At 62.5% G+C, this 26,739-nt stretch carries 22 protein-coding genes, 1 pseudogene and 1 riboswitch; of the genes and pseudogenes, 3 read left to right on the top strand and 20 right to left on the bottom strand.

Features of this window, described 5'->3' with window-relative positions; all coding sequences use genetic code 11:
- Window positions 1-360 precede the first annotated feature (360 nt).
- Entirely contained in the window at window positions 361-1,947 is a 1,587-nt protein-coding gene (locus AC13EY_RS02445; RefSeq protein WP_088274628.1) for a peptide chain release factor 3, read from the bottom strand.
- Window positions 1,948-2,133: 186 nt separating this feature from the next.
- Between AC13EY_RS02445 and AC13EY_RS02440 the strand changes: the two genes are divergently transcribed.
- Window positions 2,134-2,961, top strand: coding sequence for a helix-turn-helix transcriptional regulator (locus tag AC13EY_RS02440; RefSeq protein ID WP_269688016.1), 828 nt, complete (start codon window positions 2,134-2,136; stop codon window positions 2,959-2,961).
- Here AC13EY_RS02440 and AC13EY_RS02435 read toward each other — a convergent pair.
- The 16 genes from AC13EY_RS02435 to AC13EY_RS02360 form a co-directional block, all read right to left on the bottom strand.
- Complete coding sequence (locus AC13EY_RS02435) at window positions 2,958-3,983, bottom strand: asparaginase (RefSeq protein ID WP_482875911.1); 1,026 nt, start codon at window positions 3,981-3,983, stop codon at window positions 2,958-2,960. The genes AC13EY_RS02440 and AC13EY_RS02435 overlap by 4 nt on opposite strands.
- Window positions 3,980-5,383, bottom strand: coding sequence for an aspartate ammonia-lyase (locus AC13EY_RS02430; protein WP_482875909.1), 1,404 nt, complete (start codon window positions 5,381-5,383; stop codon window positions 3,980-3,982). Before AC13EY_RS02430 ends, AC13EY_RS02435 begins: the two co-directional genes overlap by 4 nt.
- A gap of 54 nt (window positions 5,384-5,437) precedes the next feature.
- The gene (locus tag AC13EY_RS02425; protein WP_482875907.1) at window positions 5,438-6,868 is read right to left on the bottom strand and encodes an alanine/glycine:cation symporter family protein; all 1,431 of its coding nucleotides are present in this window, start codon (window positions 6,866-6,868) and stop codon (window positions 5,438-5,440) included.
- Window positions 6,869-7,019: 151 nt separating this feature from the next.
- On the bottom strand, window positions 7,020-10,634 hold the full coding sequence (uca, locus tag AC13EY_RS02420) for an urea carboxylase (RefSeq protein ID WP_482875905.1): 3,615 nt from the start codon (window positions 10,632-10,634) through the stop codon (window positions 7,020-7,022).
- 89 nt (window positions 10,635-10,723) lie between these two features.
- A complete protein-coding gene (locus AC13EY_RS02415; protein ID WP_482875904.1) occupies window positions 10,724-11,362 on the bottom strand; it encodes an urea amidolyase associated protein UAAP2 in 639 nt (212 codons plus the stop codon).
- 11 nt (window positions 11,363-11,373) lie between these two features.
- Window positions 11,374-12,090, bottom strand: a complete 717-nt coding sequence (locus AC13EY_RS02410) for an urea amidolyase associated protein UAAP1 (RefSeq protein WP_482875902.1) — start codon at window positions 12,088-12,090, stop codon at window positions 11,374-11,376.
- 26 nt (window positions 12,091-12,116) lie between these two features.
- Window positions 12,117-12,899 carry an ABC transporter ATP-binding protein gene (locus AC13EY_RS02405; protein ID WP_482875900.1) on the bottom strand — a complete coding sequence of 261 codons (783 nt, stop codon included), beginning with the start codon at window positions 12,897-12,899 and terminating at the stop codon, window positions 12,117-12,119.
- Window positions 12,899-13,717, bottom strand: a complete 819-nt coding sequence (locus AC13EY_RS02400) for an ABC transporter permease (RefSeq protein WP_088274645.1) — start codon at window positions 13,715-13,717, stop codon at window positions 12,899-12,901. The genes AC13EY_RS02405 and AC13EY_RS02400 overlap by 1 nt, the downstream gene beginning before the upstream one ends.
- 46 nt (window positions 13,718-13,763) lie before the next feature.
- The gene (locus tag AC13EY_RS02395; protein ID WP_335598641.1) at window positions 13,764-14,807 is read right to left on the bottom strand and encodes a putative urea ABC transporter substrate-binding protein; all 1,044 of its coding nucleotides are present in this window, start codon (window positions 14,805-14,807) and stop codon (window positions 13,764-13,766) included.
- Between the two features lie 53 nt (window positions 14,808-14,860).
- A riboswitch (guanidine-I (ykkC/yxkD leader) is annotated at window positions 14,861-14,961 on the bottom strand.
- Between the two features lie 235 nt (window positions 14,962-15,196).
- The gene (locus tag AC13EY_RS02390; RefSeq protein WP_335598640.1) at window positions 15,197-16,312 is read right to left on the bottom strand and encodes an alpha-hydroxy acid oxidase; all 1,116 of its coding nucleotides are present in this window, start codon (window positions 16,310-16,312) and stop codon (window positions 15,197-15,199) included.
- Window positions 16,313-16,325: 13 nt separating this feature from the next.
- Window positions 16,326-17,009 (bottom strand): Fe2+-dependent dioxygenase, encoded by a 684-nt coding sequence (locus AC13EY_RS02385; protein WP_228245384.1) that lies wholly within the window; start codon window positions 17,007-17,009, stop codon window positions 16,326-16,328.
- Window positions 17,010-17,081: 72 nt separating this feature from the next.
- On the bottom strand, window positions 17,082-19,328 hold the full coding sequence (locus AC13EY_RS02380) for a TonB-dependent receptor (RefSeq protein ID WP_228245382.1): 2,247 nt from the start codon (window positions 19,326-19,328) through the stop codon (window positions 17,082-17,084).
- A gap of 147 nt (window positions 19,329-19,475) precedes the next feature.
- Complete coding sequence (locus tag AC13EY_RS02375; RefSeq protein WP_482875896.1) at window positions 19,476-20,225, bottom strand: energy transducer TonB; 750 nt, start codon at window positions 20,223-20,225, stop codon at window positions 19,476-19,478.
- Window positions 20,222-20,650, bottom strand: coding sequence for an ExbD/TolR family protein (locus AC13EY_RS02370; protein WP_335598639.1), 429 nt, complete (start codon window positions 20,648-20,650; stop codon window positions 20,222-20,224). Before AC13EY_RS02370 ends, AC13EY_RS02375 begins: the two co-directional genes overlap by 4 nt.
- On the bottom strand, window positions 20,647-21,042 hold the full coding sequence (locus AC13EY_RS02365; RefSeq protein WP_170063071.1) for an ExbD/TolR family protein: 396 nt from the start codon (window positions 21,040-21,042) through the stop codon (window positions 20,647-20,649). The genes AC13EY_RS02370 and AC13EY_RS02365 overlap by 4 nt, the downstream gene beginning before the upstream one ends.
- Window positions 21,032-21,868, bottom strand: a complete 837-nt coding sequence (locus AC13EY_RS02360) for a MotA/TolQ/ExbB proton channel family protein (protein WP_335598638.1) — start codon at window positions 21,866-21,868, stop codon at window positions 21,032-21,034. The genes AC13EY_RS02365 and AC13EY_RS02360 overlap by 11 nt, the downstream gene beginning before the upstream one ends.
- Window positions 21,869-22,356: 488 nt before the next feature.
- On the opposite strand from AC13EY_RS02360, the gene AC13EY_RS02355 reads away from it, so the two are divergent.
- Together AC13EY_RS02355 and AC13EY_RS02350 are read left to right on the top strand one after the other, a co-directional pair.
- The gene (locus AC13EY_RS02355) at window positions 22,357-23,520 is read left to right on the top strand and encodes a type III PLP-dependent enzyme (protein ID WP_335598637.1); all 1,164 of its coding nucleotides are present in this window, start codon (window positions 22,357-22,359) and stop codon (window positions 23,518-23,520) included.
- Between the two features lie 208 nt (window positions 23,521-23,728).
- Window positions 23,729-24,478, top strand: coding sequence for a hypothetical protein (locus AC13EY_RS02350; RefSeq protein WP_335598636.1), 750 nt, complete (start codon window positions 23,729-23,731; stop codon window positions 24,476-24,478).
- A gap of 12 nt (window positions 24,479-24,490) precedes the next feature.
- Here AC13EY_RS02350 and AC13EY_RS02345 read toward each other — a convergent pair whose 3' ends face one another.
- From AC13EY_RS02345 to AC13EY_RS02335, 3 genes and pseudogenes are all read right to left on the bottom strand, one after another.
- A complete protein-coding gene (locus tag AC13EY_RS02345) occupies window positions 24,491-25,255 on the bottom strand; it encodes an HNH endonuclease (RefSeq protein WP_335598635.1) in 765 nt (254 codons plus the stop codon).
- Window positions 25,256-25,408: 153 nt separating this feature from the next.
- Window positions 25,409-26,314 carry an SDR family oxidoreductase gene (locus tag AC13EY_RS02340; protein ID WP_096003905.1) on the bottom strand — a complete coding sequence of 302 codons (906 nt, stop codon included), beginning with the start codon at window positions 26,312-26,314 and terminating at the stop codon, window positions 25,409-25,411.
- A gap of 306 nt (window positions 26,315-26,620) precedes the next feature.
- Window positions 26,621-26,739: pseudogene (locus tag AC13EY_RS02335) on the bottom strand (IS110 family transposase); the annotation flags it as partial.

Below are 26,739 nucleotides of genomic sequence, written 5' to 3'. Positions count from 1 at the left end.
CCGCTGGACACCGAGGCGCGCGCAGTCGCTCAACACCTGATCGGCATGAGGCTCGAAGGCAGCGAAGTTGAGATGGCTGTGGGTGTGGATGTAGGGCATGGGGGGAACGCTAGCCTTACGCGTAGCGAGCTCCAAGCTGGAAGCCGCTGCCCGGGTCAGGTGCAAGCCTCAAGCTACAAGCTACAAGCTACAAGCTACAAGCGAAAAGCGAAAAGCGAGGACAGACTGTGGGCCCTGCGGGAGTGCGGTGGAAGTTATCGCGGTCGTTTGCAGTTGCAGTGCCCTCAAACTACCCGCGCAGCTGGTGACCGCACGGGTGTTACTTGCAGCTTGAGGCTTGCAGCTGAGCCGCGTAGCGGCTCAGTGATGCTCTCGCGTCGCGCGGAATTCAATTTCCGGCCAGCGTTCTTCGGTCAGGCTGAGGTTGACTCGGGTCGGCGCCAGGTAGGTCAGGTGACCGCCGCCATCGACTGCGAGGTTCTCGGTGGCCTTCTTGCTGAATTCGTCGAGTTTCTTGCGATCACCGGATTCGACCCAGCGGGCGGACCAGACGTTGACCGGTTCGTACATGCACTCGACCTTGTATTCCTGCTTCAGGCGCTCGGCGACCACGTCGAACTGCAGTACACCGACTGCGCCGAGGATGATGTCGTTGTTGCGCTCGGGGAAGAACACCTGGGTGGCGCCTTCCTCGGCCAGTTCCTGCAGGCCCTGGCGCAGCTGCTTGGATTTCAGCGGGTCTTTCAGGCGCACGCGGCGGAACAGTTCCGGGGCAAAGTGCGGGATGCCGGTAAAGCCGATCTTCTCGCCTTCGGTAAAGGTGTCGCCGATCTGGATGGTGCCGTGGTTGTGCAGACCGATGATGTCGCCGGCCCAGGCTTCTTCCAGATGCTCACGCTCGGCGGCGAAGAAGGTCAGCGCATCGGCGATGCGCACTTCCTTGCCGGTGCGAACGTGGAACAGCTTCATGCCCTTTTCGTAACGGCCGGAGCAGATACGCACGAAGGCGATGCGGTCGCGGTGTTTGGGGTCCATGTTCGCCTGGATCTTGAACACGAAACCGGTGAACGGCGCTTCGGTCGGCTGCACCTCACGCTCGTGGCTGGCGCGCGGTTGCGGGCGCGGGGCCCAGTCGACGATGGCGTCCAGCACCTGATCAACACCGAAGTTGCCCAGCGCCGTACCGAAGAATACCGGAGTCAGTTCGCCCTTGAGGAAGGCGTCCTGATCGAACTCGTGGCAGGCACCCTGTACCAGTTCGAGTTGCTCGACGAAGTCGTCGTACAGATCGCCCAGATGGGCGCGGGCGGCATCGGAGTCCAGGCCATCGATGACCTGCTGCTCGGTGCGCTCGTGACCGTGGCCCGGGACGTAGACAATGATCTTGTCGTCGGCCAGGTGGTAGACGCCCTTGAAGTCGCGGTAGCAGCCAATCGGCCAGGTGATCGGGGCGGCCTTGATGTTCAGCACTGCCTCGATTTCGTCGAGCAACTCGATCGGGTCGCGGATGTCGCGGTCGAGTTTGTTGACGAAGCTGACGATGGGCGTGTCGCGCAGGCGGCAGACGTCCATCAGCGCAATGGTGCGCGGCTCGACACCCTTACCGCCGTCGAGCACCATCAGCGCCGAGTCCACCGCGGTCAGGGTGCGGTAGGTATCTTCCGAGAAGTCTTCGTGGCCGGGGGTGTCGAGCAGGTTGACCATCGCGTCGCGATAGGGGAACTGCATCACCGACGTGGTCACCGAAATGCCCCGCTCCTTTTCCATCGCCATCCAGTCGGAGGTGGCGTGGCGGTCGGATTTACGCGATTTGACCGTGCCGGCCACGCTGATCGCCTGGCCCATGAGCAGCAGACGTTCTGTGATGGTGGTCTTACCCGCATCCGGGTGAGAGATGATGGCGAAGGTGCGCCGTTTGGCGACTTCTTTTTCGATGGCGTTGGACATGTCGGCTACTGAGTAGTGGCGGGACGCGGTCGCTGCACGGTGCAGGCCGGGTCCGGACGAGGCTTGAAAAATAGCTGCGTATTGTCGCTGATCGGGCGGGGGATGACAAAGGCTAAAACGTGTACAGCGCCCGGTGCCGCCTGCCGGCAGTTTGAACTACTATTGCGGTCACGAGTGAGGGCGACCATGCACGACGATTTTGGCGACAACCTGCGGCTGCTGTGCAGCTACTACAAGTCCACCGCCGAGGTGTGTCGACGGCTGGGTATCAACCGCCCTCAGTTCAATCGCTATTTGAACGGCATCAATCGACCGTCCGACAGCACCATGCGCCGACTGTGCGACTTTTTCGGTGTTGAAGTTCACGAGATGCTGTTGCCCCACGGCCAGTTCCAGCGGTTGATTCAGGTGCGCCCGCAGCAGGGCGAGCGAACGGCGTTGCTGCCGTTACAGCCCGACTCGCTGGAGCAGCAATACCTGCAGCGGCTGAACCGTGCCGGCCAGAACGGGCTCGACAAATACCTCGGCTATTACTTCGAGTACTACCTGTCGATGGCCTATCCGGGCAGCATCCTGCGCACGCTGGTGTGTCTGGAAGAGCACGACGGCAAGACCTACTACCAGCGTACCGAGCGCATTCGCGAGCGGACGGGCAGCAAACCGTTTCACGGTGTTTACCGGGGCATGGTGCAGTTCCTGTCGGACCGTATCTTTCTCTCCGACTACGAAACCCTGACCAACTTCGAGATGACCCAGACGGTACTCTATCCCTCGTTCCGCAACCGGGTGGATCGCCTGACCGGTCTGCGCATCGGCGTATCCGGCAGTGGCGAGCGGGTGCCGTGCTGTACACGGGTGCTGTACGAGTACCTCGGGCGTGAGGTGGATCGGCAGCGGGTGCTGGCGCTGTGCGGGCTGTACGCCTGTGATGATCCGGCGCTGGACGCGGATATCCGCGCGGCGATCCGCAACGACATTGGCCCGGGAGAGTGGCACTTCCGGGCACGGTTTTAGATCGTCCGTTCGTCGCTCAGGTTGAGTGACCAGTCGCGGATTACGGCTGCTGTATCGCGCCCGCCCGCCAGCAGCCAGTGCAGTTTGCAGAACGCCGCTTCCGGTGTCATGTCACCGCCACTCAGCACACCCTGATCCTGCAGGCCCGCGCTCGCGGCATAGGCGCCGGGGCTGATGCCGCCTTGCAGGCACTGGGTCACGTTGACCATGACCTTGTCACTTGCTCCGGCGCGCTTGATAAAGGCGTCGAACGCCGGATCGCGGCTGGGCACGTTGCCCGCGCCGAAACTCTGCAACACCACCGCCTTGCAGTTACTGTCGGCCAGAATCGCGTCGTACAGGGCTGGCGGCATCGATGGATGCAGGCAGAGCATGGCAACCGCACCCGGCTGGAAGTCGAGGGCGGCGGCTTCGCGCGGATGACGGCTGGCGATGGCTTCGCCAAGCAATCGCTCGGTATACAGCTGCGGGCGGATATTGAGTTCGGCCAGCGGCGCCGCGTTGGGGGTGTCGAAGGCCTGAAACTGCTGGCTGCTGACTTTGCGCAGGCGGCTGCCGTTGAGCAGTCGGTTGTTGAACACCAGGCTGACATTGCGCAGGCGCGGCCCGGCTGCCAATTGCAGCGCCGCCTGCAGATGCGCCACCGCGTCGCTGCGCGGCAGCCCGAGCGGCACCTGCGAGCCGGTGAACAGCACGTTGCGTTCGCTGGCGCCGAGCATGAACGCTAGGGCCGCAGCGCTGTAGGCCATGGTGTCGGTGCCGTGCAGAATGATGAAGCCGCGGTAGCGCTCCCAGTTTTCGGCCAGCAGCGCGGCGAGCTGCTGCCAGTGCGCCGGGGTGATGTTGGCGCTGTCGATCAGTGGGTCGATCTCCAGCAGGTCGAAGCCGGGCAACTGTTGCAGGCTGCTGCCCAACTGCTGCTCGATACGCTGGCGCAGACCGGGGGCCGGTGCCAGCCCATGCGGGCCGGGCACCATGCCGATGGTGCCGCCGGTGTGCAGGATCAGCACCTCGGCGGTCATGAGGCGGCCTTTTGCGGTGCCAGCATGGACTGCGGGCTCAGCAGGCGGTTGAGTTCCGATTCGCTCATCAGATTCTCCTCGATGATCAGCGCCTTGACCGTGCTGCCGGTCATCAGCGCCGTATGGGCGATGCGCGAGGCATTGCTGTAGCCGATGTGCGGCACCAGCGCGGTGATGATACCGATACTGTTGTCGACGTGGGCGGCGCACGCCTGTTCGTTGGCGATGATGCCACGAATGCAGCGATGTTCGAGCATCTGGCAGGCTTCCTTGAGCATCTTCAGCGAGTTCAGCAGGTTGTAGATGATCATCGGCTCCATCGCGTTGAGCTGCAGCTGCCCGGCCTCCGCGGCCAGGGTCACCGCCAGATCGGCAGCGATGACCTGATACGCAGTCTGGTTCATCGCCTCGGGGATCACCGGGTTGACCTTGCCCGGCATGATCGAGGAGCCGGGCTGCATCGGCGGCAGCTGGATTTCACCGAGCCCTGTGCGCGGGCCGCTGGAGAGCAGGCGCAGGTCGTTGCTCATCTTGCTCAGCTTGATCGCCAGGCGCTTGAGGATACCGGAGAAGAACACGAAGGCACCCATGTCGGACGTCGCCTCGACCAGGTTGCAGGCCGGGACCAGCGGCTTGCCGGACACCTCGGCCAGCCGTGCGACCACTTTGGCCGAGTAGCCGTCCGGGGTGTTGATGCCGGTACCGATGGCGGTGCCGCCCAGGTTGACCTCACACAGCAGCGCGCAGGCTTCGCGAATGCGGTCGATATCTTCGCCGAGGTTGACGGCAAAGGCGTCGAACTCTTGGCCCAGCGTCATCGGAACGGCGTCCTGCAGCTGGGTGCGGCCCATCTTCAGGATATGCGCGAACTCGCGGCCCTTGTCTTCCAGTGCGGCCTTCAGCGAGGCCAGCGCGGGGACGAAATTGTCGGCGGCAAACTGGATGCCGAGGCAGGCCGCGGTCGGGTAGGCGTCGTTGGTCGACTGCGAGCGGTTGACGTCGTCATTCGGATGCAAGTAGCGATACTCGCCACGGCCGTGCCCCAGCTTGGCCAGCGCGACGTTGGCGATCACCTCGTTGGCGTTCATGTTGGTCGAGGTGCCGGCGCCGCCCTGAATGACGTCAACGATAAACTGATCGTGATACAGACCGCTGGCGATGTCTTCGCAGGCGGAGATGATGACGTCGGTCTTTTCCTGACTGAGCAGGCCGAAGTCGCGGTTGGTCAGCGCCGAGGCCTGTTTCACCTGCGCCAGAGCCTGAATCAGCTCCGGGAAGTGGGAAATCGGCACCCCGGTAATGGCAAAGTTGGTTGCCGCACGCAGGGTCTGGATGCCGTACCAGGCATCTTCGGGTACATCGAGATCACCAAGCAGATCGTGTTCTGAACGGGTATTCATGGGTGTGCTTCCAGAGGAAACGGAGCGCCGGGGGCCCGGCGCTCGGGGCAGGGGTCAGTGGTTGTCGTTGCGCTGGCTGGCCGGCCAGGACTCGTGGTCCAGATCCAGGTCGGCGTACTCTTCTGCGTGGAAGGTCGGCGCCTTGTTGCCGCTCTTGAGCTGACGGTCGTAGTCACCGAGTACGCGCTTGCCGGTCTTGAACAGCAGCGCCAGGGCAATCAGGTTGACCAGCGCCAACAGGCCCATGGTCAGGTCGGCAAAGCCGAATACGGTGCCCAGATCCATGATCGCGCCCAGACAGCACAGGCAGATCACCACGACGCGGAAACCGTTCATGACGAATTCGTTGCTGCGGCCGGTAGTCAGGTAGCTGACGCTGTTCTCACCGAGGTAATAGTTGTAGAGCACGGTGCTGAAGCCGAACAGCAGCATGGCAATGCTGACGAACACCCGGCCCCACTCACCGATGTGGGTGGCCAGCGATGCCTGGGTCAGGGCCACACCCTGGCTGGAATCGGCCAGACTCGGATCGTAGGCCGTGCCCATCAGAATGATCAGCGCGGTGCAGGTGCACAGCACGATGGTGTCGATAAACACCGAGAACGACTGCACCACGCCCTGATTGGCCGGGTGCGGGACGAAGGCCACCGCTGCCACGTTGGGCGCGCTGCCGAGGCCCGCTTCGTTGGAGAACAGGCCGCGCTTGACGCCCATCAGGATCGCCGCGCCGATGCCGCCGCCGACCACCGGGCCAATGCCGAAGGCACTTTCCACAATCAGCTTGAGAGTCGCGGGAATCTCGCTGAAGTTCAGGCCCAGTACCACCACGGCGATCAGCAGGTAGCCGCCAGCCATGATCGGCACCAACACTTCGGCGACCTGGGCGATACGTTTGACGCCGCCGAAGATGATCAGGCCGACCACCAGTGCCAGGCCGATGCCGCTGTAGTACAGCGGAATGCTGAACGCATCCTGCAGGGAGGTGGCGACTGCGTAGGACTGCAGGGCGATAAAGCCGATACCGAAGGTCACCAGCAGCAGCACCGAGTAAACCATCGCCAGCCACTTCCAGTTGCGGCCCAGACCGCGTTCGATGTAGTGGGCCGGGCCGCCACGGTAGGCACCATCCGGTTCGGCGGTCTTGTACAGCTGGGCGAGGGTACATTCGATGAAGCTGGTTGCCATGCCCATCAGGCCGACAACCCACATCCAGAAGATGGCGCCGGGGCCACCGAGGGTAATGGCCACCGCAACGCCGGCGATATTGCCGCCGCCAACCCGGCCGGCAACCGACAGGATCAGGGCTTGAAAGGAACTGAGGTGGCGTCCGTCCGCCTCGTGATGGTTGGCGGTCAGGATGCCGAACATCTTGCCGAAGTAACGAAACTGAACGAAGCGGGTGGCGATGGTGAACCAGACTCCGATGCCGACCAGCATGGCAATCAGAACCTTGCTCCACAGCAGGTCGCTGAGGGCGGATAGCATGATCTACTCCTTTCGGTGAGCCGAATTTTATTGTCGGTTGGGGAGGCTCATTGAAACGCGCGAGTACGCGCTTGGGGAGTTTGTAAACTGATACGAAAAGACGCTACATGATGCGTTTAGAGCATCAGGTAGCGTCTGTTTTTTTGCTGCCTCAGGCGATCTGTTCCAATGCCTCGTCGCGCAGCACCACCAGCGGTTGACCGGCCTGTACCCGGCCACCGGGCTGCTGCAGCACGTGGGTTACCACGCCGTCGCACGGCGCCTGCAGCGGAATCTCCATCTTCATCGATTCGAGAATCAGCAGCGTTTGCCCGGCCTTGACCGTGTCGCCCACCTTGACCTCGGCCTGCCACAGGCTGCCGGATACCGGGCTGTCGACGCCGACGCTGTCTTCCGGCCAGCTGACGTCCTCGTCGCTGCTTTCCAGCTCCTCGCTTTCGAAGTTGAACTGGCCGTTGGCGTGCCACTGGCGCAGCTCTTCGGCGAAGGCCGCGTTGCGCTGCTGCTTGAAGGCGTCGATGTCGTCGGCGTTGTCGTTGATGAAGGCTTCGTGCTCGGCGAGGCTGAACTGGCTTTCCTCGATGCGCAGCGGATAGCGGCCCTGCGGAAAGTCGCGGCGAATCTGCTGCAGTTCCTCGTGGCTGACTTCATAAAAGCGGATCTGGTCAAAGAAACGCAGCAGCCAGGGCTTGCTGAACTCGCGGGTCTGGCGGTAGCGGTTCCACATCTGCAGGGTACGGCCGACGAACTGATAACCGCCGGGGCCTTCCATGCCGTAGACGCAGAGGTAGGAGCCACCAATGCCGACCGAGTTCTCGGCGGTCCAGGTGCGCGCCGGGTTGTACTTGGTGGTGACCAGACGGTGGCGCGGATCGGTGGGCGTGGCCACCGGCGCGCCGAGGTAGACGTCGCCCAGGCCCATGACCAGATAGGACGCCTCGAACAGCACCTTCTTGACGTCGACGATGCTGTCCAGCCCGTTGATGCGGCGAATGAACTCCAGGTTGCTCGGGCACCAGGGTGCGTTCTTGCGCACCGACTGGGTGTATTTCTCGATCGCCAGCTGGCAGGCCTGGTCATCCCACGACAGCGGGATATGCACGATGCGCGAGGGCACCGCCAGTTCGTTGAGGCGTTCCGACAGCGCCTGCTCGGCCTTGAGCAGATGATCGAGCAGGGCGTCATGGCTCAATTGCTGGCTGTCGAAATGCACCTGCAGTGAGCGGATGCCCGGTGTCAGCTCACGCAGACCGGCCACCGGGTTTTGCTGCAGCCACTGCATCAGCGCGTGGGCGCGGAAGCGCAGGCGGATATCCAGCATCTGCTCACCGTACTCGACTAGCAGGAAGTGGTCACCGGCAGCGCGGTAGACAATTTCGTCGCCGAACTGCTCGGCGGGCAGGCGCTTGAGGATGGGGCTGTGGACCGGTACCGGTTGCCATTCAACCGGTTTGGCGGCCAGTGTGTCGATCTGCTGGATCTGCGCCGCTTCCAGCGCAACGGCCTGCTCGATGCTGACCGGTACAAAGCGCACGGTGTCGCCGGCGCGCAGCTGGCCGAGCTTCCACAGGTCGGCGGTGATCACGGTCGCCGGGCAGACGAAGCCGCCCAGTGACGGGCCGTCCGGGCCCAGGATCACCGGCATGTCGCCGGTAAAATCAACGGTGCCGAAGGCGTAGGCGTTATCGTGAATGTTGGACGGGTGAAGGCCGGCTTCGCCGCCGTCCTTGCGCGCCCACTCCGGTTTCGGGCCGATGAGACGCACGCCGGTGCGGCTGGAGTTGTAGTGGATTTCCCAGTCGGTGGCGAAGAAGCTGTCGATGTCCTTGCCGGTAAAGAAGTCCGGCGCGCCATGCGGGCCGTAGATCACCCGCAGCTCCCACTGGTTGCTGATCGCCGGGCGCAGCTCGCCGGGTACTTCGGCAGGCGCAACCGGGCTGACATCTGTGCTCAGGTGCAGCACGTCACCGGTGCGCAGCGCGCGGCCGTTGTGGCCACCGAACTGACCGAGGGTGAAGGTGGATTTGGAACCCAGATAATCCGGGCACTGCAGGCCGCCGAGCACCGCCAGATAGGCGCGGGCGCCGGCGTCCTTGATGCGGCCGAGGGTCAGGGTCTGACCGGCGGCGACGTCGATCACCTGCCAAGCGGCAATCGGCTGATCATCCAGTTTGGCGTCGATTTCCGCACCGCTCAGCACGATCTGGCTGGCGCTGGCAAAACGCAGGGTTGGGCCTTGCAGGGTGATTTCCAGCCCGGCGGCGTCGGCCGGGTTGTTCAGCAGGCGGTTGCCGAGGCGGAAGGCGTAGCTGTCGAACGGGCCGGACGGCGGCACGCCGACATCCCAGCTGCCGGTGCGGCCCGGAAAGTCCTGAATGGTGGTCTGGGTGCCGCCGGCCAGCACGTCGATGCGCGCCGGCTGGAAGCGGAAGCTGTTGAGGTAGCGGGTGGTGACCTCGCCTGCCAGCAGCGCCGGGTCGCGGGTCAGCGCGCGCAGGTAGTCGAGGTTGGTTTCGCTGCCGTACAGGCGGGTCGCGTCCAGGGTGTTCTGCAGTTTGCTTAACGCGGCGGCGCGGTCTTCAGCACGGACGATGACCTTGGCCAGCATGGGGTCGAAGTAGGGCGGTACTTCCAGCCCTGATTCGATCCAGTGGTCGATGCGGATGCCGTCGCCGGACGGGAAGGCCACTTCGCTGAGCAGGCCGGCGCAGGGCTGGAAGTCGCGGAACGGGTCTTCGGCGTACAGACGCACCTGAATGGAATGGCCCTTGGGTGCAAGGTTGGCGCGGCGAGCGTTCAGCTCCAGCTCTTCGCCGGCGGCCAGACGTACCATCCACTCGACCAAATCAACGCCGAACACCTCCTCGGTGACGCCATGCTCAACTTGCAGGCGGGTGTTTACTTCCAGGAAGTAGAACTGATGACTGTCGGCGTCGTAAATGAATTCGACGGTGCCAGCGTTGCGGTAGCTGACGCTGGACAGCAGCTTTTCAGCGGTGGCGTGCAGCTCGCCGCGTACCGCGTCGCTCAGGTTCGGCGCCGGGCACTCTTCAACCACCTTCTGATTACGGCGCTGGCTGGAGCAGTCGCGCTCACCCAGTGCCAGCGCGTTGCCCTTGCCGTCGGCAAACACCTGCACCTCAATGTGGCGGGCGCGGGCGATGAATTTCTCCAGGAACACGCCGTCGTCGGCAAAGTTGCTGGCGCCGAGGCGCTTGACGCTGTCGAAGGCACCGGCCAGTTCGTCTTCGCTGTGGCACAGCTGCATGCCGATACCGCCGCCACCGGCCGTGCTCTTGAGCATGACTGGATAGCCGATACGCGCGGCTTCTGCCTTGGCTGCCGCCAGATCGGTCAACAGATCGGTGCCCGGCAGCAGCGGCACATTGGCCTGCTCGGCCAGTTCACGGGCGCGGTGCTTGAGACCGAAAGCGAGCATCTGCTCGGGCGTCGGGCCGATAAAGGCGACCCCGGCGGCCTCGCAGCGGCGCACGAAGTTGGCGTTCTCACTGAGGAAGCCGTAACCGGGGTGGATGGCCTGGGCGCCGGTGTCGGCGGCGATGGCCAGCAGTTTGTCGACCTGCAGGTAGGTGTCGGCGGCGGCGCCTTCGCCGAGGCTGTAGGCCTCGTCGGCCAGCCGCACGTGCAGGCTGTCGGCGTCGCATTCGGCGTAGACGGCAACGGAGCCGACGCCGAGCTTGCGCAGGGTGCGGATGATACGGGTGGCGATGGCGCCACGGTTGGCGATCAGAACCTTGTTGAACATGTCGCTAGCCTTTGCCGGGCCGTCCCAGGCTGCTTCTTACGACAGTGGTCGTCCACTGAAGATGTTGTGTCTTGTTGCGTCGCCGCTGCTTAGTTCCAGACGAGGAGTTCTACCGGCGTCGGGTTATACCCATTGCACGGGTTGTTCAGCTGCGGGCAGTTGGAAATCAGGATCACCACGTCCATCAGCGCGGTCAGCTCGACATACTTAGCGGCGCCGGAGATGCCGTCCTCAAAGGTCAGGCCGCCTTCGGCGGTCACCGGGACGTTCATAAAGAAGTTGATGTTGTGGGTGATGTCGCGCTTGCCGATGCCGTACTGCGGGTTCTCGGCCACGGCCAGCATCCAGCTGTCACGGCACGAGTGCATGCAGCGCTTTTCCAGGTCGTAGCGCACGGTGTTGCTTTCGCTGGCGCAGGCACCGCCCAGCGTGTCGTGACGGCCGCAGGTATCGGCGACGATTTCCAGCATCGGGTTGTTTTCGTTCGAGCGAATCACCGAGCCGGCGGTCAGGTAGACGTTGCCCTGTTCGCGGATGGTATCGGTGGCGCTGTAGCGCTCGACCGGATTGGCGGCGCTGAAGAACAGGGTATCGGCGGCCTGATTGCCTTCCAGGTCCAGCAGGCGCAGGGTCTGGCCGGCCTTGACGATGCCGATGTAGTAATCGCCGGCGCCGATGGTGGTGCGCGAGGTGGCGTTCTCGGGGAGCAGGGAGCTGTGCTTGATCATGGTGTCCTCGCTTACTTGCCCAGGTGGTACAGGGCGTTGTTCTGGAAGCCGCGCTGGTTTTCCGGGCGGAAGTTGCGGCAGAAGTCGTCATCACTGACCGGCGCGGCCTGGCTCAGCTCGATGCGCACCGGCGTGTAGGGATAGCTTTCAGCGCTGCTGAGCGGGTGCGGGCAGGTATGCAGCAGCACCAGCGTGTCCATTTCGAAGCGCAGGGCGACCTGGCTGCCCGCCTTGCTGTGGCCTGAGACCAGTTGCATGCGGCCTTCGTCGTCGGTGGCGACCTTGCTGAACAGGTTCAGGTTGGCGGCCATATCGGCGCGGCCCAGTCCGTACTTGGCCAGCTCGACCAGGAAGGCGTCGTAGCCGTTCTGGTGCCATTCGTTGCGGGCGTTCTGGTAGTCACGCGCGCCCCAGCGCTCGGCCACCTGCGCGGCGTTGCTGTTGCCGCAGACGCTCTCGTGCCAACTCAGATCGTCTTCGACGATGGAGGCGAAGATGCGGCCCATGTCGGAGTACAGGCAGTTGCCGCGGGTCAGCTTGAAGGTGTGCTGGCACTTCAGGGTGTCTGGTGCGTTGTAGCGCTCCAGCAGGTTTTCCGGGTTGTAGAACAGCATGCCGACGTTGGCGTCGCCGACCAGGTCGGTCAGGCGCATCAGGGTGCCCTTGCGCACGCGCAGGGACCAGTGGCTGGCGCCGGGAATGTCGGTGGTATAGGTATTCAGCGTCATCTGCCTTGTCTCCGTGGTTCGGTGGCTCAGCTGGCGGCTTCGGCCAGCAGCGGGGCAATGGTTTGTGCGGTGGTTTGCGGCGCCGGCTGCCGGGCGCGGTGGTCGATCGACAGGTCATAGGTGATGGTGGCGCCGTAGGCTTGCGGTGCGTGCGGGTCGTGGCGCAGCTTGTCGAACACCCACAGGCGGGTGCCGAGGTGAAAGCCTTCCTTGATGTCGTGGGTGACCATGAAGATGGTCAGCTTGTGTTCCTGCCAGAGGCGCAGCACCAGTTCGTGCATGTCGGCGCGGATGCCGGGGTCAAGTGCACCGAAGGGTTCGTCCAGCAGCAGAATGCGCGGCTTGCCGAGCAGTGCCTGGGCAATCGCCAGGCGCTGTTTCATGCCGCCAGACAGCTCATGCGGGTACTTCTTCAGCGCGTGGCCAAGGCCGACTTCGGTGAGAATCGCTTCGGCGTCTTGCCGGGCCTGCTTGCGCTTGCTGCCGAACAGGTAACCGGTCAGCCCGCGTTGGGCAAAGCCGACCGCCGCCATGACGTTCTCCAGCACGGTCATGTGCGGGAACACCGAGTACTGCTGAAACACGATGCCGCGATCCGGGCCGGGTTCGGAGGCAATCGGCTTGCCGTCGAGCAGCAGCTCGCCGCTGGTCGGTGATTCGGTGCCCAGCAGCATTTTCAGAAAGGTGCTCTTGCCGCAGCCGGAGGCGCCGACCAGGGTGACGAACTCGCCCTCTTGAACGGTGACGTTCAGGCGTTCGAGCACCGGGTTGCCGTCGTAGCTCTTGCCGACGTTCTTCACTTCAATCATCAGTGGGCTCCTTGGGCGTTCCACGGGAACAGGCGGCGCGACAGGGTCGCCAGCAGCCAGTCGAAGAGGAAGGCCAGCAGGGTGATCCAGGCGACATACGGCAGGATCACGTCCATCGACATGTAGCGGCGGACCAGGAAGATGCGATAACCCAGACCGTCGGTGGCGGCGATGGCCTCGGCGGCGATCAGGAACAGCCAGCCCGCGCCCAGCGACAGACGCACGGCGTCGATCAGTTTCGGCATCAGTTGCGGCAGCAGCACGCGGACCATGATCTGGCTGGTGTTGGCGCCCAGAGTCTGCGCCTTGACCAGTTGCTCGCTGGGGATTTCCTGGGTGCGGCGCTGAAGGTCGCGGGCGATGAACGGGGTGATACCGATGGCGATCAGGATCACCTTGGAGGCTTCACCGAGGCCGAACAGAATGAACAGCACCGGCAGAATCGCCAGCGGTGGTATCAGCGACACCACCGTCAGCAGCGGGCTGACCCCAGCGTGCACCAGCGGCAGCGCGCCGGTAAACAGCCCCAGCGCCAGACCAATGGCCGCAGCGATCAGTACGCCGAGTCCAAGGCGCTTGAGGCTGCTGGCGGTGTCTTGCCAGAACAGGTATTCGCCGGTGCGCTTGCTCGGCTCCAGCGCCATGCGGTCAATGGCTTCACCCATCTGGCTGAAGGCGGGCAGCAGCTTGTCGTTGGCGTTCTCGGCCAGCCGTGCGTCCGATGCAATCACATACAGCAGCAACAGCAGCGCGAACGGCAGCAGGCCAAGGAACAGCCGGCTGGCCGGTGGTGGTGTGAGATTGATCAGTCGCTTCATATGCATCCCGCTGGGGCGCGCAGCCGCGCCCGGTGTGTTTCAGGGCTCAGAGCGCGCCATCGGCAGCCATCTGCATGTAGGTCGGGTCAAAGCGCAGCTTCAGGTTGCTGTTGTCGCCGTAGTCGCCGGCGGGCATCTGCACGCCGATGAAACCGGCATCCGGTGCGCCTTCACCCAGCAGGCCGTGGTCGAAGGAGAACTCGGCGACGTACTGCATGGTTTGTTTGAGCTGCGCACTGTTGGTCAGCTCCAGTGCGGCGGCCGGGGTGTAGAACATCCTGGTCGCGGCGAGCTGGGCTTCGTAACCGGCCAGATCGGTGCCGGAGGCTTCAGCCATGTAGCTGCGGGCGGCAACACCCTGCTCGCTGTCGCTGCTCATGGTTGCCATGATTTCGTACCAGGCGCCGGTCAGGGCCTTGCCCAGTTCAGGGTGTGCGCTGAGGGTATCGGTGTTGATCACCAGCAGGTCGATGATCTCGCCCGGAATCTGCGCCGAGTTGAACGCCACGGTGCTGCTGGGTTGCTGGCTGATTTCGCTCAGCAGCGGGTTCCAGGTCGCGACCGAGGTGACATCGTCGGTGCCGTAGATCGCGACCATGTCGGCGTCCGAGGTGTTGACCACCTGCACATCGGCTTCACTCAGACCTACCGAGTCCAGTGCGCGGGCCAGCAGGTAGTGGGACACGCTCAGCTCGACCAGATTGACGTTCTGGCCCTTGATGGCGGCCAGTTCGCTTTCGCCCTTGAGGATGATGCCGTCGTTGCCGTTGGAGAAGTCGCCGACGATCAGTGCAGTGCTGTCGACGCCGCCGGCGGCCGGAATGGTCAGTGCATCCATGTTGGTCATGGTGCAGGCGTCGAACTCGCCCACGGTGTACTGGTTGATGGACTCGATGTAATCGTTGATCTGCACCACATCAATGTTGATGTCGTACTTGTCGGCCCATTTCTTGACGATGCCGCTTTCGGCGCCGTAGGCCCAGGGCATCCAGCCGGCGTAGATCGACCAGCAGACCTTGAAGCTGTCCTGGGCCTGGGCTGTGGTCGACAGCAGCAGGGAGCTGAGCAGCAGGGCGGAGAATCTTTTCATCGGAAACCTCTCAGTCAATGTCACGTAGAGCACTCCTGGCAGTGGTGCCAATCGTCTCCCGGGCTTTTATCCCGCCGTGTAACCTTTGTCTGAAAGGTCGAGTGCTCTCGGACCAGTCACCGCTACAGCGGCCGGAACCCTAGCGCTCTATTTGCAAATTGTGTGTCGCGCGGTCGTGCGGAGTGCGAACGCTCAGTTCAAAGCAATATGCAGACCAGAATGGGCAAAGCCGCGGAATACGGGCACTTGGGGCTGGGCACCAGGACGGTGCATGAAGAGGGGTGCGCACTCGTGGTGCGCCGCTCTGTTTTGGTGCGCAACAGCAGTGCGTAATGCGGGTCGGCAGGAGAGGGCACAGCAATGGGGCATGCTGTGCCCTGGCTGGCGTCCTAGATCAGGGCGTCAGGGGTAATATCGGCAATAGTCGGTGTGCCTGCCAATGCCATGGTCACTTCCAGCTCCTCACGCAGCACCCGCAGCATGTGCGCTACGCCAAGCGGGCCGGCGACGGCCAGCGCGTAGAGTTGCGGACGGCCGATCAGCACGGCGTTGGCGCCCAGCGCTATGGCCTTGAAGATATCGGTGCCGCGTTCGATGGCGCCGTCCAGCAGCAGGCAGAAGTCCGGACCGACCGCCTGACGGATGCGCGGCAGCATCTCGATGGCGCTGGGCACGCAGTCCAGCGTGCGGCCGCCGTGGTTGGAGATCACCGCACCGGCCAGTCCCATGTCCTGCGCGCGCCTCACATCAGCCGGGTGCAGCAGGCCCTTGAGGGTGATCGGCAGACGCGTTTGCTGCTGCAGCCAGGCAATGTCGTCCCAGGTTGGTACCTCACTCATCATGCCCTGGAAGACAATGCTCTGGCTGGGATCGAAGCTGGCGCTTGGCAGCGGCGGGCGGCCTGCCAGGTTGACCGCTTCGATGTCTGCCGGCAGCTGGTAGCCGGCGCGCTGGGCGCGGTTGCGGATGCCGTGCAGCGGTGCGTCGACGGTAACCATCAGCTGGCTGTAACCGGCGGCTTCGGCGCGGCGGACCAGACTCAGGGTGAAGTCGCGGCTCTGCTGCATGTACAGCTGAAACCAGCGCGGGCTTTCAAGGCGCGCGGCGATGCCTTCCAGCGGCTGGCTGGCGAGCGTACTGACGACCATGCCGGTTTCCAGCACGCTGGCAGCGGTGGCGGTAGCCAGTTCGCCATCCGGGTGCACCAGTTGCTGGAAGGCAACCGGTGCCAGCAGCAGCGGGTGACGCAGGTGTTCACCCAGCACTGTGGTGTGCGTGCCGCCGAGGGTGCAGTCGACCAGCGGCCGCGGCAGGATCATCAGCTCATCCAGCTTCTGGCGGTTACGTTTGAGCGTGACTTCATCCGCGCCACCGCCGGCGATGTACTCAAGCACGGGCGGAGCGATGAACCCGGGCGCGTAGCGGGCGTAGTCGGCGACGCTGACCAGGTCACGCGGAATTGCTGTAAGGGGCGCGCGCAGCGGGGTGTGGTCTGGCAGGCTCATCAGGGCATCTCGCTCAGGTGTCCGCCCACTGGCGAATCAGGTTGTGATAGACGCCGGACAGGCGCACGACCTCGGCGTGGCTGGGGCCCAGCTCGGCGGTCAGCGCCTGAACGCTTTGGTCCAGTTCGAACAGGGTTTCGCGCTGCTGATTGCTGCGCACCATGCTCTGCAGCCAGAACACCGCGCAAGTGCGCGCCCCGGAGCTTACCGGAGTCACTGTATGCAGGCTGGTGGACGGGTACAGCACCAGATCGCCGGCCTCCAGCTTGATGCGCTGGCTGCCGAAGTTGTCCTCGATGACCAGTTCGCCGCCTGCGTACTCCTGCGGGCTGCAGAGGAACAGGGTGGCCGACAGGTCGGTGCGGATCGGAGTCGGGCTACCGGGTGCGTAGCGGATCGCGTTGTCCACATGCAGGCCGTAGGTTTCGCCGGTGCGGTAACGATTGAACATCGGCGGGAAAATCTTCAGCGGCAATGCCGCAGATATAAAGGTCGGGTGTTTGCCGAGCGTGGACAGGATGATCTCGCCCAGTTGGCGGGTCAGCTGGCTGTCGAGTGGCAGCTGCTGGTTTTGCTTGACCTGTTGCGCCTGAGCACCGGCTGTGGCGTTGCCATCCTGCCAGTCGGCGGCGTCCAGATGGCCGCGTATGCGCTCCACTTCGGTCGGGCTGAAAACGCCGGGAATGACGATGATCATAAAAGTCTCCCTCGGAAACGGAACAGCGGCGGGGGTAGCCCCGCCGCTGTCGTCGTGCTCAACGTTGCCGCATCAGAACTTGTAGCGGGCAGTCAGCTGAGCGTTGCGTGCGTCACCCTTGTACACGATGCTGCCACCACGGTACACCGCAGTGTAATAGTCTTCGTTGAACAGGTTCTGCAGGTTGGCGCGCAGGTCCAGATTTTCGTTGACCTTGTAGCTGGCAAACAGGTCGTAGACGGTATAGCCGTCCAGCACCATGTTGCCGTTGGCGCCGGTGTCCGGCTGGCCACCAAAGATTTCGCTGGAGTAGGTCATGGTGCCGCCGAAGGCGAAGGCCGGCGTCAGCTGATAGCGCAGCTGGGCGTTGGCACTCTTCTCGGCGAAGTTGGCCTTGGGCAGACCTTCGTTGGCCGGGTCAAATGACTCTAGGGTCTCGGAGTTCATCACGGCTGCACCGATCTGGCCGCTCAGGCGGTCGGTGATGTTGCCGGCCAGACCCAGCTCGATACCGTGCACACGGTTTTCGCCGGTATTCAGGCTGCCGCCGCTCTGATAGGAGTCGTTGCCGCCTTCGATGACGTCTTCCTTGGTGGTCTGGAATACTGCTGCAGTCAGCAACAGACGGTGATCCAGCAGGTTCCACTTGGTGCCCAGTTCCCAGTTGGTGGACTGCTCCGGCTCGGCATTGGCGTAGTTGCCGGCGTCGTCGGTGCAGATGCCGCCGTAACCGCAGTTGGTGCCGGCATCGGCCTCACCGCCGTTGATGTTGGAGGAGGTGCTCCAGCTCAGGTAGACGTTACCGTGCTCCCAGGGCGAGTACACCACGCCCATGTGGCCGTTCCAGAATGCGTCGTTGTACTTGTAGGTAGCAGCAGGAATGATCACGCCGCCGCGGCCGGTGCTCTCGGCCTTGTCCATGAAGTAGTCGAAGCGGTCATAGCGCACGCCACCGAAGATCTCCCAATCCTCGTTCAGCGTGATGGTATCCATCACATAGGCCGAGACGGTTTCCAGTTCCAGCTTGGTGACCGCATCTCCGCGGCTGGTGGTGCCGCTCCAGGCGCTGTTATCCGGGTTGTAGGGGTTAACCGGCACGCTGCTCGGGGTGACACTGTAGCCGCCTGCATCGGTCTGCTCGTTGGCAAACTCCATGCCGGTAACCAGCGTATGACGCACCTCGCCCCACATCTTGTCGATGGTGAGGTTGGTCTGGTTGCCGATGTAGTCGTTTTCCTGCCAGCCGGTAAAGGCGCGGGTGCCGCCGCTGCGCGAGCTGTAGGCGGAAATGATGTAGCTGTTCTCGGTCGAACCGATACGGCTCTTGTTCTCCAGCTTGAGGCCGTCACCCAGCTCCCATTCGAAGCCCAGAGTGAAAATGTCCGCACCGGTGCGCTGGAAGTCCAGACCGCTCTGGCCGACATACTTGCCATCATCGTCCGGCTTGCCATTGGTCATGAAGGTGCCCGGATCGGTACGGTCATCGCTGCGCGCGTAGTAGTAGTCAGCCAGGACCTTGAACTCGTCGAGCGGCTGATAGATACCGGAGATCAGCGCGCCGGTGCGACGCTTTTCAGCCGGGCCGCGGTCAGGCACTTCGGCTTCGGTGTACAGGCCGTTGAAGCGGATGGCCAGGTCGTCGGTCAGGACGCGGTTGGTATCCAGGGTATAACGCTCGAAGTCGTCGGTACCCAGGCCACCTTCAACGGTGGTGAAGTCGTCCCACAGGTTGGCTTTCTTGGTTACGCTGTTGACCGCGCCGCCGGTGGAGCCCCGACCAGCGAAGGTCGAGCTCGGGCCCTTGGCGATTTCGACCTGCTCCAGCGCGAAGGTCTCGCGGGTAATCAGGCCCGGGTCACGCAGACCGTCGGTGTAGATGTCGCTGCGGGCTTCGTAGCCGCGGATGATGTAGCGGTCGCCGAAGGAGTTGCCGCCTTCACCGGTGCCCAGGGTAATGCCGGGCTGGGCGCTGAGAATGTCTTTGAGTTCGGTCTTGCCCGAGTCTTCGATGGCGCTGCGGGTGATCACGGTCATGGTCTGCGGCGTGTCTGCGATGTCGCGGGTGCGACGGCTGTCAGACAGGGTGCGGGCCTTGTATGGTGCAGCCTCTTCAGCGTAGGGGTTGGCGTCGGCCTGAATGCCGGTGTCTTCAACGTGCAGCGTGTCGAGGCTGATTTCTTCAGCATACAGCGGGTTGGCGATGCCGCCAGAGATGGCCAGTGCCAGCGAGGTGGCGACCAGACTGTGGGGGGAAGCAATCTTGCGCATGCTGAGGTCGCTACCCGGCAGGGCAGCAGCGTTGGTGGTTTTGTTGCTCATGCTCTCTTTTTCCTGGTTCCAATGGTGTTTTCGCGTTGGCGACGTCGCGTTCTTCTCTGGAATGCGTCCGTTGACTGAAAACACCGGGTTTAACGCCGCGTTGCGGTTTTTCCTTTCAGGCACTGCTGTTGCTCTTTGGTGCGCGCTTCAGCGGCTGTTCACCACCTTGAAGTCGACCGGAATACGCAGGGTCATCTGCTCTTCGGTCATGTCCTCGCTGAATGGCGGGAAGGGCGAAGCGTCTTCCAGCATCTTCAGTACCGCCTGATCCAGCCGCGCAAAGCCGGAGCTTTCGCGGATCTGGGCCCCCGTCACAGAACCATCGCGATGAATGGTGAAGCTCAGAATCGCGACGCCTTCCTCGCGGCGGCGGCGCGACGCATGGGGGTAACGCTTGTTGCGGGCCAGACTCGCTGCCACCTTGGCCTTGTAGTCGGTTGACGCGCCGCCCATGCCGCCGGCCGTGGCTGCATTACCCACTCCCGTAGACTGCTTGAGCTTCGCTTGATTGGCGTCGCTCTGACCGGTCTCGACGGCAGGCGCAGCCGGTGCAGGCTCAGGGGTGGGCTGGGGCGCTTCGACCTGCTCGCGCGGCGGTTCCGGGCGCGGCTTGGGTTTGGCCTGCACGCGCGCCTGGGCCTGCTGGCGCGGCGGCTCCGGCGCTGGTTCCGGTGGCGGTGGCGGAGGTGTCGGCTTGGGGGGCGCGACTTCCTTCGGCTGCTCGGTTTCCTGGGCTTCACCCAGATCACCCAGCATGCCCAGATCAATCTCGATACCCATTTCACCTTGCGCGGCGGCTGTGCCCTTGGGCGGGTTGAAGGCCAGCAGGGCGAATACGGCAATGTGCGCGAGAGCAGCGAGCAGAACGGCGCCAATCCAGTGATGTGCACGGATCATGGCAACGCCTCGCCGGGTTGGGTCAGCAGGGTGACGCGGCGGAAACCGGAAGCCTTGATACGCTGCAGCAGCGCCTGCAGGTTCTCGACCGGGACCTCGCCATCGGCCTTGACGGCCAGGGTGAAGCTTTCCGGGTCTTCCACCTGCTCAAAAGCGGTAATCAGCGGCGCTTCCAGCTCCTCCAGCGTGATCTGCTGGTCGTTGAGCCAGATGGTCAGCTCGGCGTCGATCAGAATCTGCAGTGCGTCGTCGTCAATCGGCGCTTCGGCAATGGACTCGGGCGGCGACACAAAGGTGGCGTCCGACTGGCTGATCTGACCGGCGACCATGAAGAAGATCAGCATCAGGAACACGATGTTGATCAGCGGGATCAGCTGATCATCACCTTTGTCCTTGCGGGTGCTGTTTTCGGCAACCAGCTTCATGGCAGCACTCCGGTCATGGAGACTTTCTTGGCACCGGCGCGGTGCAGTTGATCGAGCAGCGACACCAGCGTCTGGGTCTTGACCTCGGGCGCGGCTTCAACAGCGAAGACCGCCTCGGGGTTTGCTGCCACCAGGGCGCTCAGCGCTGTCAGGTCCTGCAGCTGATAGCTTTTGCCGGCATGGGTAACACGGCCCGCGTCGGACTCCACGCGCACCACTTCAATCTTGTCCGGCGTCTGCTCGGACTGCTCCGCCGACGACAGGGTGATCTGCCGCCAGTGCATGAAGTTGGACGAGAGCATGAAGAACAGCAGCAGAATGAACACCACATCAATGAGCGGTGTCAGGCTGATGCCGCGACGCTTCTTGCCCGGAAAGGCTTCAAGCTGCATTGGCGACTTTTCCGCTGGCGACCGGGGGCTTGGGCTGGTGGGTGAACACCTGGGTGACGGCGTCGTTCAGACTGGCGGCGATGCGCTCGACGCGGCGCTCCATCCAGCTGTGCACCGCGACCACCGGGATGGCAACCGCCAGACCCACCGCAGTGGTCAGCAGCGCCTGCCAGATACCACCGGACAGCACTGACGGGTCAACTCGGCTGCCAGCGGCTTCCATGTTCTGGAACGCGACAATCATGCCCAGAACCGTACCCAGCAGACCCAGCAGCGGCGCCAGGTTGGCGATCACCTCAAGCGGGCGCAGCAGCAGCTTGAGCTGGTTAAGGCGGAAGCTGGCGACACGTTCCAGTTCCTCGCGCAGCAGCTGCTGGTCGGTGCCGCTGCGCTTGCCGCGCATGGCCAGCAGCAGAACCGCCGGCACGGCCTGACGGGTATTGAGCTGGGCAATGGCATCGTCGGCCTTGCCCTGGTGCCAGAGCGCCAGGCTGCGACGCACGGCGCGGGTACCCTCTGGCGCTGGCATATAGAACTGCCACAGTTTGATCAGCAGGATGCTCAGGGCAGCAACCGACATGCCCAGCAGAATCCAGACCACAGGGCCACCGACGATCAACCACTCGCGCAGGGTGTCCAGCAGGGTGGTGGCTGTCTCAACATTGTCAACAGCCGCGTTCAGACTGGCATCCAGCGGGGCGGAGGTCAGAGCGGGATCAGCAGCGACGGTAGCCGCTGATGCGTCGATGGCAGCATCGGGAACGGCGGTGCCAAGAGGGGCAGCGGCGGGTTCGATTGCGGTTGGCGTGGTGGCTTCTACTGTCACTGGAGGTCTCCGGAGAGAAAATTGAGGCGCAAATGATAGGTGTTCTCATTACTTCTTGCAACAAATTCAACGCGAGCAGAATGTGCCCGGGAGCATCCGGGCAATAGCGTTGTCTCAGATAAATGGTCGCCTGCTATTGACCGCCGGGTCGCTTGGTTTTAAGGTTCGCTCCGAACGTTGAGGCTGGCACGATCCATACGGCTCAAGTACTGACGACGAGACAGCAAGACCGCGGAACAGAGCGGGCTTATTGCTTTCGGCGCACGCCTTGGGAAGTAGGCGAACCAAAGTGGGGATACTGATCAGACGTTCGCACCCCCGGGTTGTGTGTTGGCTGAAAGCGTTCAGAGTCGCTTCCGTCGGAAGGCGTACCTCAGGCTCCTGCTCATCGAGCGGGGCGTGCGTGTGCACCTCTGCCCTGCATATCTGATCCTCTTTTCGTCCCCACGCGGTCCGTCACCCGAACTTAATGCTTTGGAGCCGACGCCATGTCCATCAAACTTGACGACTACTTCGATCGTGACACCTTCAGCCGTCTGAAGGCCGCCGCTGACCAGCGTGAAACCCCCTTCCTGGTCGTTGATCTGAAAACCATTGACCGTGCCTACGACGAGTTGGTCGACGGCTTTCCGTTCGCCAAGGTCTACTACGCCGTAAAAGCCAACCCCGCCAACGAAGTGCTCTCGCTGCTGCGCGACAAGGGCTCGAACTTCGACATCGCCTCCATCTATGAGCTGGAGAAGGTACTGGCGCTGGGCGTCAAGCCGGAGCAGATCAGCTTCGGCAACACCATCAAGAAAGCGCGTCACATCCGCACCTTCTACGAAAAGGGCGTGCGCCTGTACGCCACCGACTCCGAAGCCGACCTGCGCAACATCGCCAAGGCCGCGCCGGGCTCGAAAATTTATGTACGCATCCTGACCGAAGGCTCCACCACCGCCGACTGGCCGCTGTCGCGCAAGTTCGGCTGCCAGACCGATATGGCGATGGACCTGCTGGTGCTGGCCAAGGAGCTGGGCCTGGAGCCCTATGGCATCTCCTTCCACGTGGGTTCTCAGCAGCGCGACATCGGCGCATGGGATGCTGCCATCGCCAAGGTCAAGGTGATCTTCGAGCGTCTGAAGGAAGAGGACAACATTGTCCTGAAGATGATCAACATGGGTGGTGGCTTCCCGGCCAACTACATCACCAAGACCAACACCCTGCAGACCTACGCGGAAGAAATCACCCGCTTCCTGCAGGAAGACTTTGGTGACGAATTGCCGGAAATCATCCTCGAGCCGGGCCGTTCGCTGATCGCCAACGCCGGTATTCTGGTCAGCGAAGTGGTGCTGGTGTCACGCAAGTCGCACACCGCGCTGGAGCGCTGGGTCTATACCGACGTGGGCAAGTTCTCCGGCCTGATCGAAACCATGGACGAATCCATCAAGTTCCCGCTGTGGACCGAAAAGCAGGGCGAGCTGGAAGAGGCCGTGATCGCCGGCCCGACCTGCGACAGTGCCGACATCATGTACGAGCACTACAAATACGGCCTGCCGCTGAACCTGGCCATTGGCGACCGCCTGTACTGGCTGTCTACCGGTGCCTACACCACCAGCTACAGCGCCATCGAGTTCAACGGCTTCCCGCCGCTGGAAGCGATTTATGTCTGAAGCGCGCAGCGCTTCAGACAGCGGCAAGCTGTAAGCTTCAAGCTGCAAGTGAAAACCCCGCGTCGGCAACGGCGCGGGTTTTTTGTTTATGGGGCACAGGTCGCAGTTTCAATGTGCCAGTAACGGGATCGGCCGGTAGCGGGTAACTGGCGGCGCTTGGGTTTGCTAGAGTTCGGACAGGTCGAACACACTGCGTATAGGGATTTGTATGCTGGAAATCGCTTTTTGGGGGCTGCTCGGTTTGCTGCTGATTGGGCCGCTGTTCATGAACATCATCGGACCCTTCATCGTCTGGCGCACCCAGAAAATCCCCACCATCGTCCAGTTTGAATTGGTCGGCGACGACGACTTTTTCGAGCGTTGCACCGAGGGCGTTCCCTATTTTGACGAGCAGATGATAGATGCCGGATTCGTTGTGGTAGGTAACTCGTCGCTGCACGATAGCCATACCGATACCTGGTTTCGCGTCTACTGGCACGCGCAATTGAAGCTGGCCGGGACTGTGGTCGGCATCAGCGCAACCAATCAGCAGGATCTCACCTACTGTGAGTTCTCGCAGAAATTCTCCGACGGCCGCTGGCTGAACGTCTCCAACAGCAGCCGCCCGGAAGCCTATCCGGCGCTACCGATCAAGCAGAGTTTTCAGTTCCCGGATGTGCTGGTCGTTGAGCAATTGATGTCGTTGCACGCGCAGCTGCGGCAGCGCCTCAAGGGTGACCTGCAGCCAGTCGACTACCAGGCGGAGCAAGGCTTCGCCGAAATCACCGCCTTCCTGCGCGAAGAGTCTGATGCGCTGTTGGATAAGGGCCTGGTCAAACCCGAAATCGATGCCGACGGCAAGCGGTCACTCACCTTGTACGGGGCCTTTGTGATGACGTGGCGCTCGGTGTGGCCTGGGAGGGCGATTGTGGTAGCGTTGAAGCGGCGAGCTGCTATGCGGGCTGTGGCGCGTGGCTAATGATGGCTGTTTTCAAAGTGGTTCACCTACGAAGCAATGTTCGCGATGCCACGCTAGGAGGTTCGCGTCGGGTGAGAACTTACTTGGAAGCTGCAAGACCGCCCCTTGGTGGGCGAAAAAGGTAGCGGCCATATACGCATTGCGTTGTTGGTCACGCAGTTCATTCGATAGCAGTAGTCGGTAGTCGTCGGAGAACGTGATAAGACCGCTGTCGAAAGCCTTGTCAAACATCAGGCTTAAGCACAGCCCGTTACTTGGGTTTAGCCGGTTTTGGATGTCGATGCGCCATGGGCGAATATGACTGGCGATCAGGAATCGGTCATCACTCAGTCCTGTGATACAGCAGCTATTGTTGTAGGCCGATAGAACTGCTGCACGAAATAGCTGTTGGCCCTTGCGGACTTTGGTTCTAGCGAAATGATCAGACTCTTGATAAGAGGCTGGTTCTTCAGGCTCTTTGGTTGTCTCTGTACCAAGCGCAGAAGCCAGGGCTTGTTCTGCTAGTGGCATTAGCGTGGATGTGTCACTGGTAAAGGTTTGCCACATCTGACGATCAAGCTCTGACGCTCCAGGTAGGCCCTTTCGGCCAGTGCCGGTTATTTGGGGGTCGAGACTAGCAAGATTGCTCAGCTTCATTGCCAGCGAGTCCGGCGTGCGTTGCAACGACTTGGCGGCCTGAATAATCAGCGGCTGGCGACGGTGAAACTGGCCAAATGGCAGTTGGCAATACAAGCCGAGCGCGACGAGCAACTCGTCCTGAGTCCAGCGCTTTGCCATACAACCTCCTTGTGTGTGGGTAGTGAGCATCCTACCGCAATACAAACTAAAAGCCCGCCCCTGAACCCAGGGGCGGGCTTTTTAACATCGGGCAGCGCTTTTGCCGTTAGCTTGTCGCTTAAGGCTTAAAGCTTGCCGCTCCAGAAGTGGCCGTCAGGCAAACTTCTGGATGTTGGCCATCAGCTCACGCAGGGCTTCGATGTTGTCTTTCGGGTGGACGGCGCCTTCGAAGCTGCACAGCTGCTCGAAGTTGGCGGCGACGTCTTCCGGGGTGAAGCCTTCGTCGGGGTTGAAGCCGATACCCAGGGAGCGCTCCCAGCGTACCTTGCCCATCCAGCCGCCGCCGACTTCGAACAGGCTGCCGGTTTCCTTGCACTCTTCGGAGCACAGGTAGGCAACCAGCGGGCTGACCAGTTCAGGCTTCAGCTTTTCGAATGCGCCTTCCGGGAACAGACCTTCGGTCATGCGAGTGCCGCCAGTCGGGGCAATGGCGTTGACGAAGATGTTGTTCTTGCGGCCTTCGATAGCCAGGGTACGGGTGAAGCCGTACAGGCCCAGCTTGGCCATGCCGTAGTTGGCCTGACCGAAGTTGCCGTAGATGCCGGAGGTGGAGGAGGTGAAGATAATGCGACCGAAGTTGTTGTTCTTCATGTGGTCCCAGGCGGCCTTGGTAGTCTTGTAGGCGCCTTCGACGTGGACTTTGTAGATCAGGTCCCAGTCGGCATCGGTCATCTTGGCGAAGCTCTTGTCGCGCAGGATACCGGCGTTGTTGACGACGATGTCGATGCGACCGAAGTTGTCCATCGCGCACTCAACGATGCGATCACCGTTGATGACGTTGTCCGGGTTGGCGATGGCGGTACCGCCAGCGGCTTTGATTTCTTCGACAACCTTGAGCGCGGCTTCGCTGTTGGCGCCTTCGCCGTTGGTGCTGCCACCGAGGTCGTTGACGACGACTTTGGCGCCGTGTTTCGCGAACAGCAGGGCGTGGGCGCGGCCAATACCGCCGCCAGCACCGGTTACGATGACGACTTTGTCGTCAAAACGGATATCGCTCATGGGTTGTCCCCTTGGTTTGTACGGGTTGAAAAAGGCAGCCAGTGTCGAACAGTTGTTTGAACATGGCAAGGGGTGGGGCGGCGGTGAATAGTGGCTCATAAATGGCGCAGGCGACGGTGTTGGCCGTATTGCCCGGGTGCGGCCACGACATGTCGTGGCCCTACGGTGGAGGGTGGTGTTGTTTGTCCTGGGCGCGGGCCAGGTGACGTATCACCGTATACGGCATGCAAGGGACCGATTTAGGGGGCGGCGTTAGCAGGTTGGGTTGACCACCTGATCCCGCCTGCGTAGATACCGTCTTCCCGATCAGTGTGCAAGTGCTCTGATCGGGTCGAACGGCTGACCTGATTTCAGTACGCCGTAGATGAGGTGCAGCAGCTTACGCATGGCTGCGCAGACAACCAGCCGACCAGTTTTACCGCGTT

The sequence above is a fragment of the Halopseudomonas sp. L-58 genome, from assembly GCF_056859475.1.
This window is presented reverse-complemented; position numbering and strand designations above follow the sequence as displayed.

Coding starts and splice junctions, on each gene's coding strand:
- AC13EY_RS02445 (WP_088274628.1), bottom strand. CDS start 1,947: ATGTCCAACGCCATCGAAAAAGAAGTCGCCAAACGGCGCACCTTCGCC.
- AC13EY_RS02440 (WP_269688016.1), top strand. CDS start 2,134: ATGCACGACGATTTTGGCGACAACCTGCGGCTGCTGTGCAGCTACTAC.
- AC13EY_RS02435 (WP_482875911.1), bottom strand. CDS start 3,983: ATGACCGCCGAGGTGCTGATCCTGCACACCGGCGGCACCATCGGCATG.
- AC13EY_RS02430 (WP_482875909.1), bottom strand. CDS start 5,383: ATGAATACCCGTTCAGAACACGATCTGCTTGGTGATCTCGATGTACCC.
- AC13EY_RS02425 (WP_482875907.1), bottom strand. CDS start 6,868: ATGCTATCCGCCCTCAGCGACCTGCTGTGGAGCAAGGTTCTGATTGCC.
- uca (WP_482875905.1), bottom strand. CDS start 10,634: ATGTTCAACAAGGTTCTGATCGCCAACCGTGGCGCCATCGCCACCCGT.
- AC13EY_RS02415 (WP_482875904.1), bottom strand. CDS start 11,362: ATGATCAAGCACAGCTCCCTGCTCCCCGAGAACGCCACCTCGCGCACC.
- AC13EY_RS02410 (WP_482875902.1), bottom strand. CDS start 12,090: ATGACGCTGAATACCTATACCACCGACATTCCCGGCGCCAGCCACTGG.
- AC13EY_RS02405 (WP_482875900.1), bottom strand. CDS start 12,899: ATGATTGAAGTGAAGAACGTCGGCAAGAGCTACGACGGCAACCCGGTG.
- AC13EY_RS02400 (WP_088274645.1), bottom strand. CDS start 13,717: ATGAAGCGACTGATCAATCTCACACCACCACCGGCCAGCCGGCTGTTC.
- AC13EY_RS02395 (WP_335598641.1), bottom strand. CDS start 14,807: ATGAAAAGATTCTCCGCCCTGCTGCTCAGCTCCCTGCTGCTGTCGACC.
- AC13EY_RS02390 (WP_335598640.1), bottom strand. CDS start 16,312: ATGAGCCTGCCAGACCACACCCCGCTGCGCGCGCCCCTTACAGCAATT.
- AC13EY_RS02385 (WP_228245384.1), bottom strand. CDS start 17,009: ATGATCATCGTCATTCCCGGCGTTTTCAGCCCGACCGAAGTGGAGCGC.
- AC13EY_RS02380 (WP_228245382.1), bottom strand. CDS start 19,328: ATGAGCAACAAAACCACCAACGCTGCTGCCCTGCCGGGTAGCGACCTC.
- AC13EY_RS02375 (WP_482875896.1), bottom strand. CDS start 20,225: ATGATCCGTGCACATCACTGGATTGGCGCCGTTCTGCTCGCTGCTCTC.
- AC13EY_RS02370 (WP_335598639.1), bottom strand. CDS start 20,650: ATGAAGCTGGTTGCCGAAAACAGCACCCGCAAGGACAAAGGTGATGAT.
- AC13EY_RS02365 (WP_170063071.1), bottom strand. CDS start 21,042: ATGCAGCTTGAAGCCTTTCCGGGCAAGAAGCGTCGCGGCATCAGCCTG.
- AC13EY_RS02355 (WP_335598637.1), top strand. CDS start 22,357: ATGTCCATCAAACTTGACGACTACTTCGATCGTGACACCTTCAGCCGT.
- AC13EY_RS02350 (WP_335598636.1), top strand. CDS start 23,729: ATGCTGGAAATCGCTTTTTGGGGGCTGCTCGGTTTGCTGCTGATTGGG.
- AC13EY_RS02345 (WP_335598635.1), bottom strand. CDS start 25,255: ATGGCAAAGCGCTGGACTCAGGACGAGTTGCTCGTCGCGCTCGGCTTG.
- AC13EY_RS02340 (WP_096003905.1), bottom strand. CDS start 26,314: ATGAGCGATATCCGTTTTGACGACAAAGTCGTCATCGTAACCGGTGCT.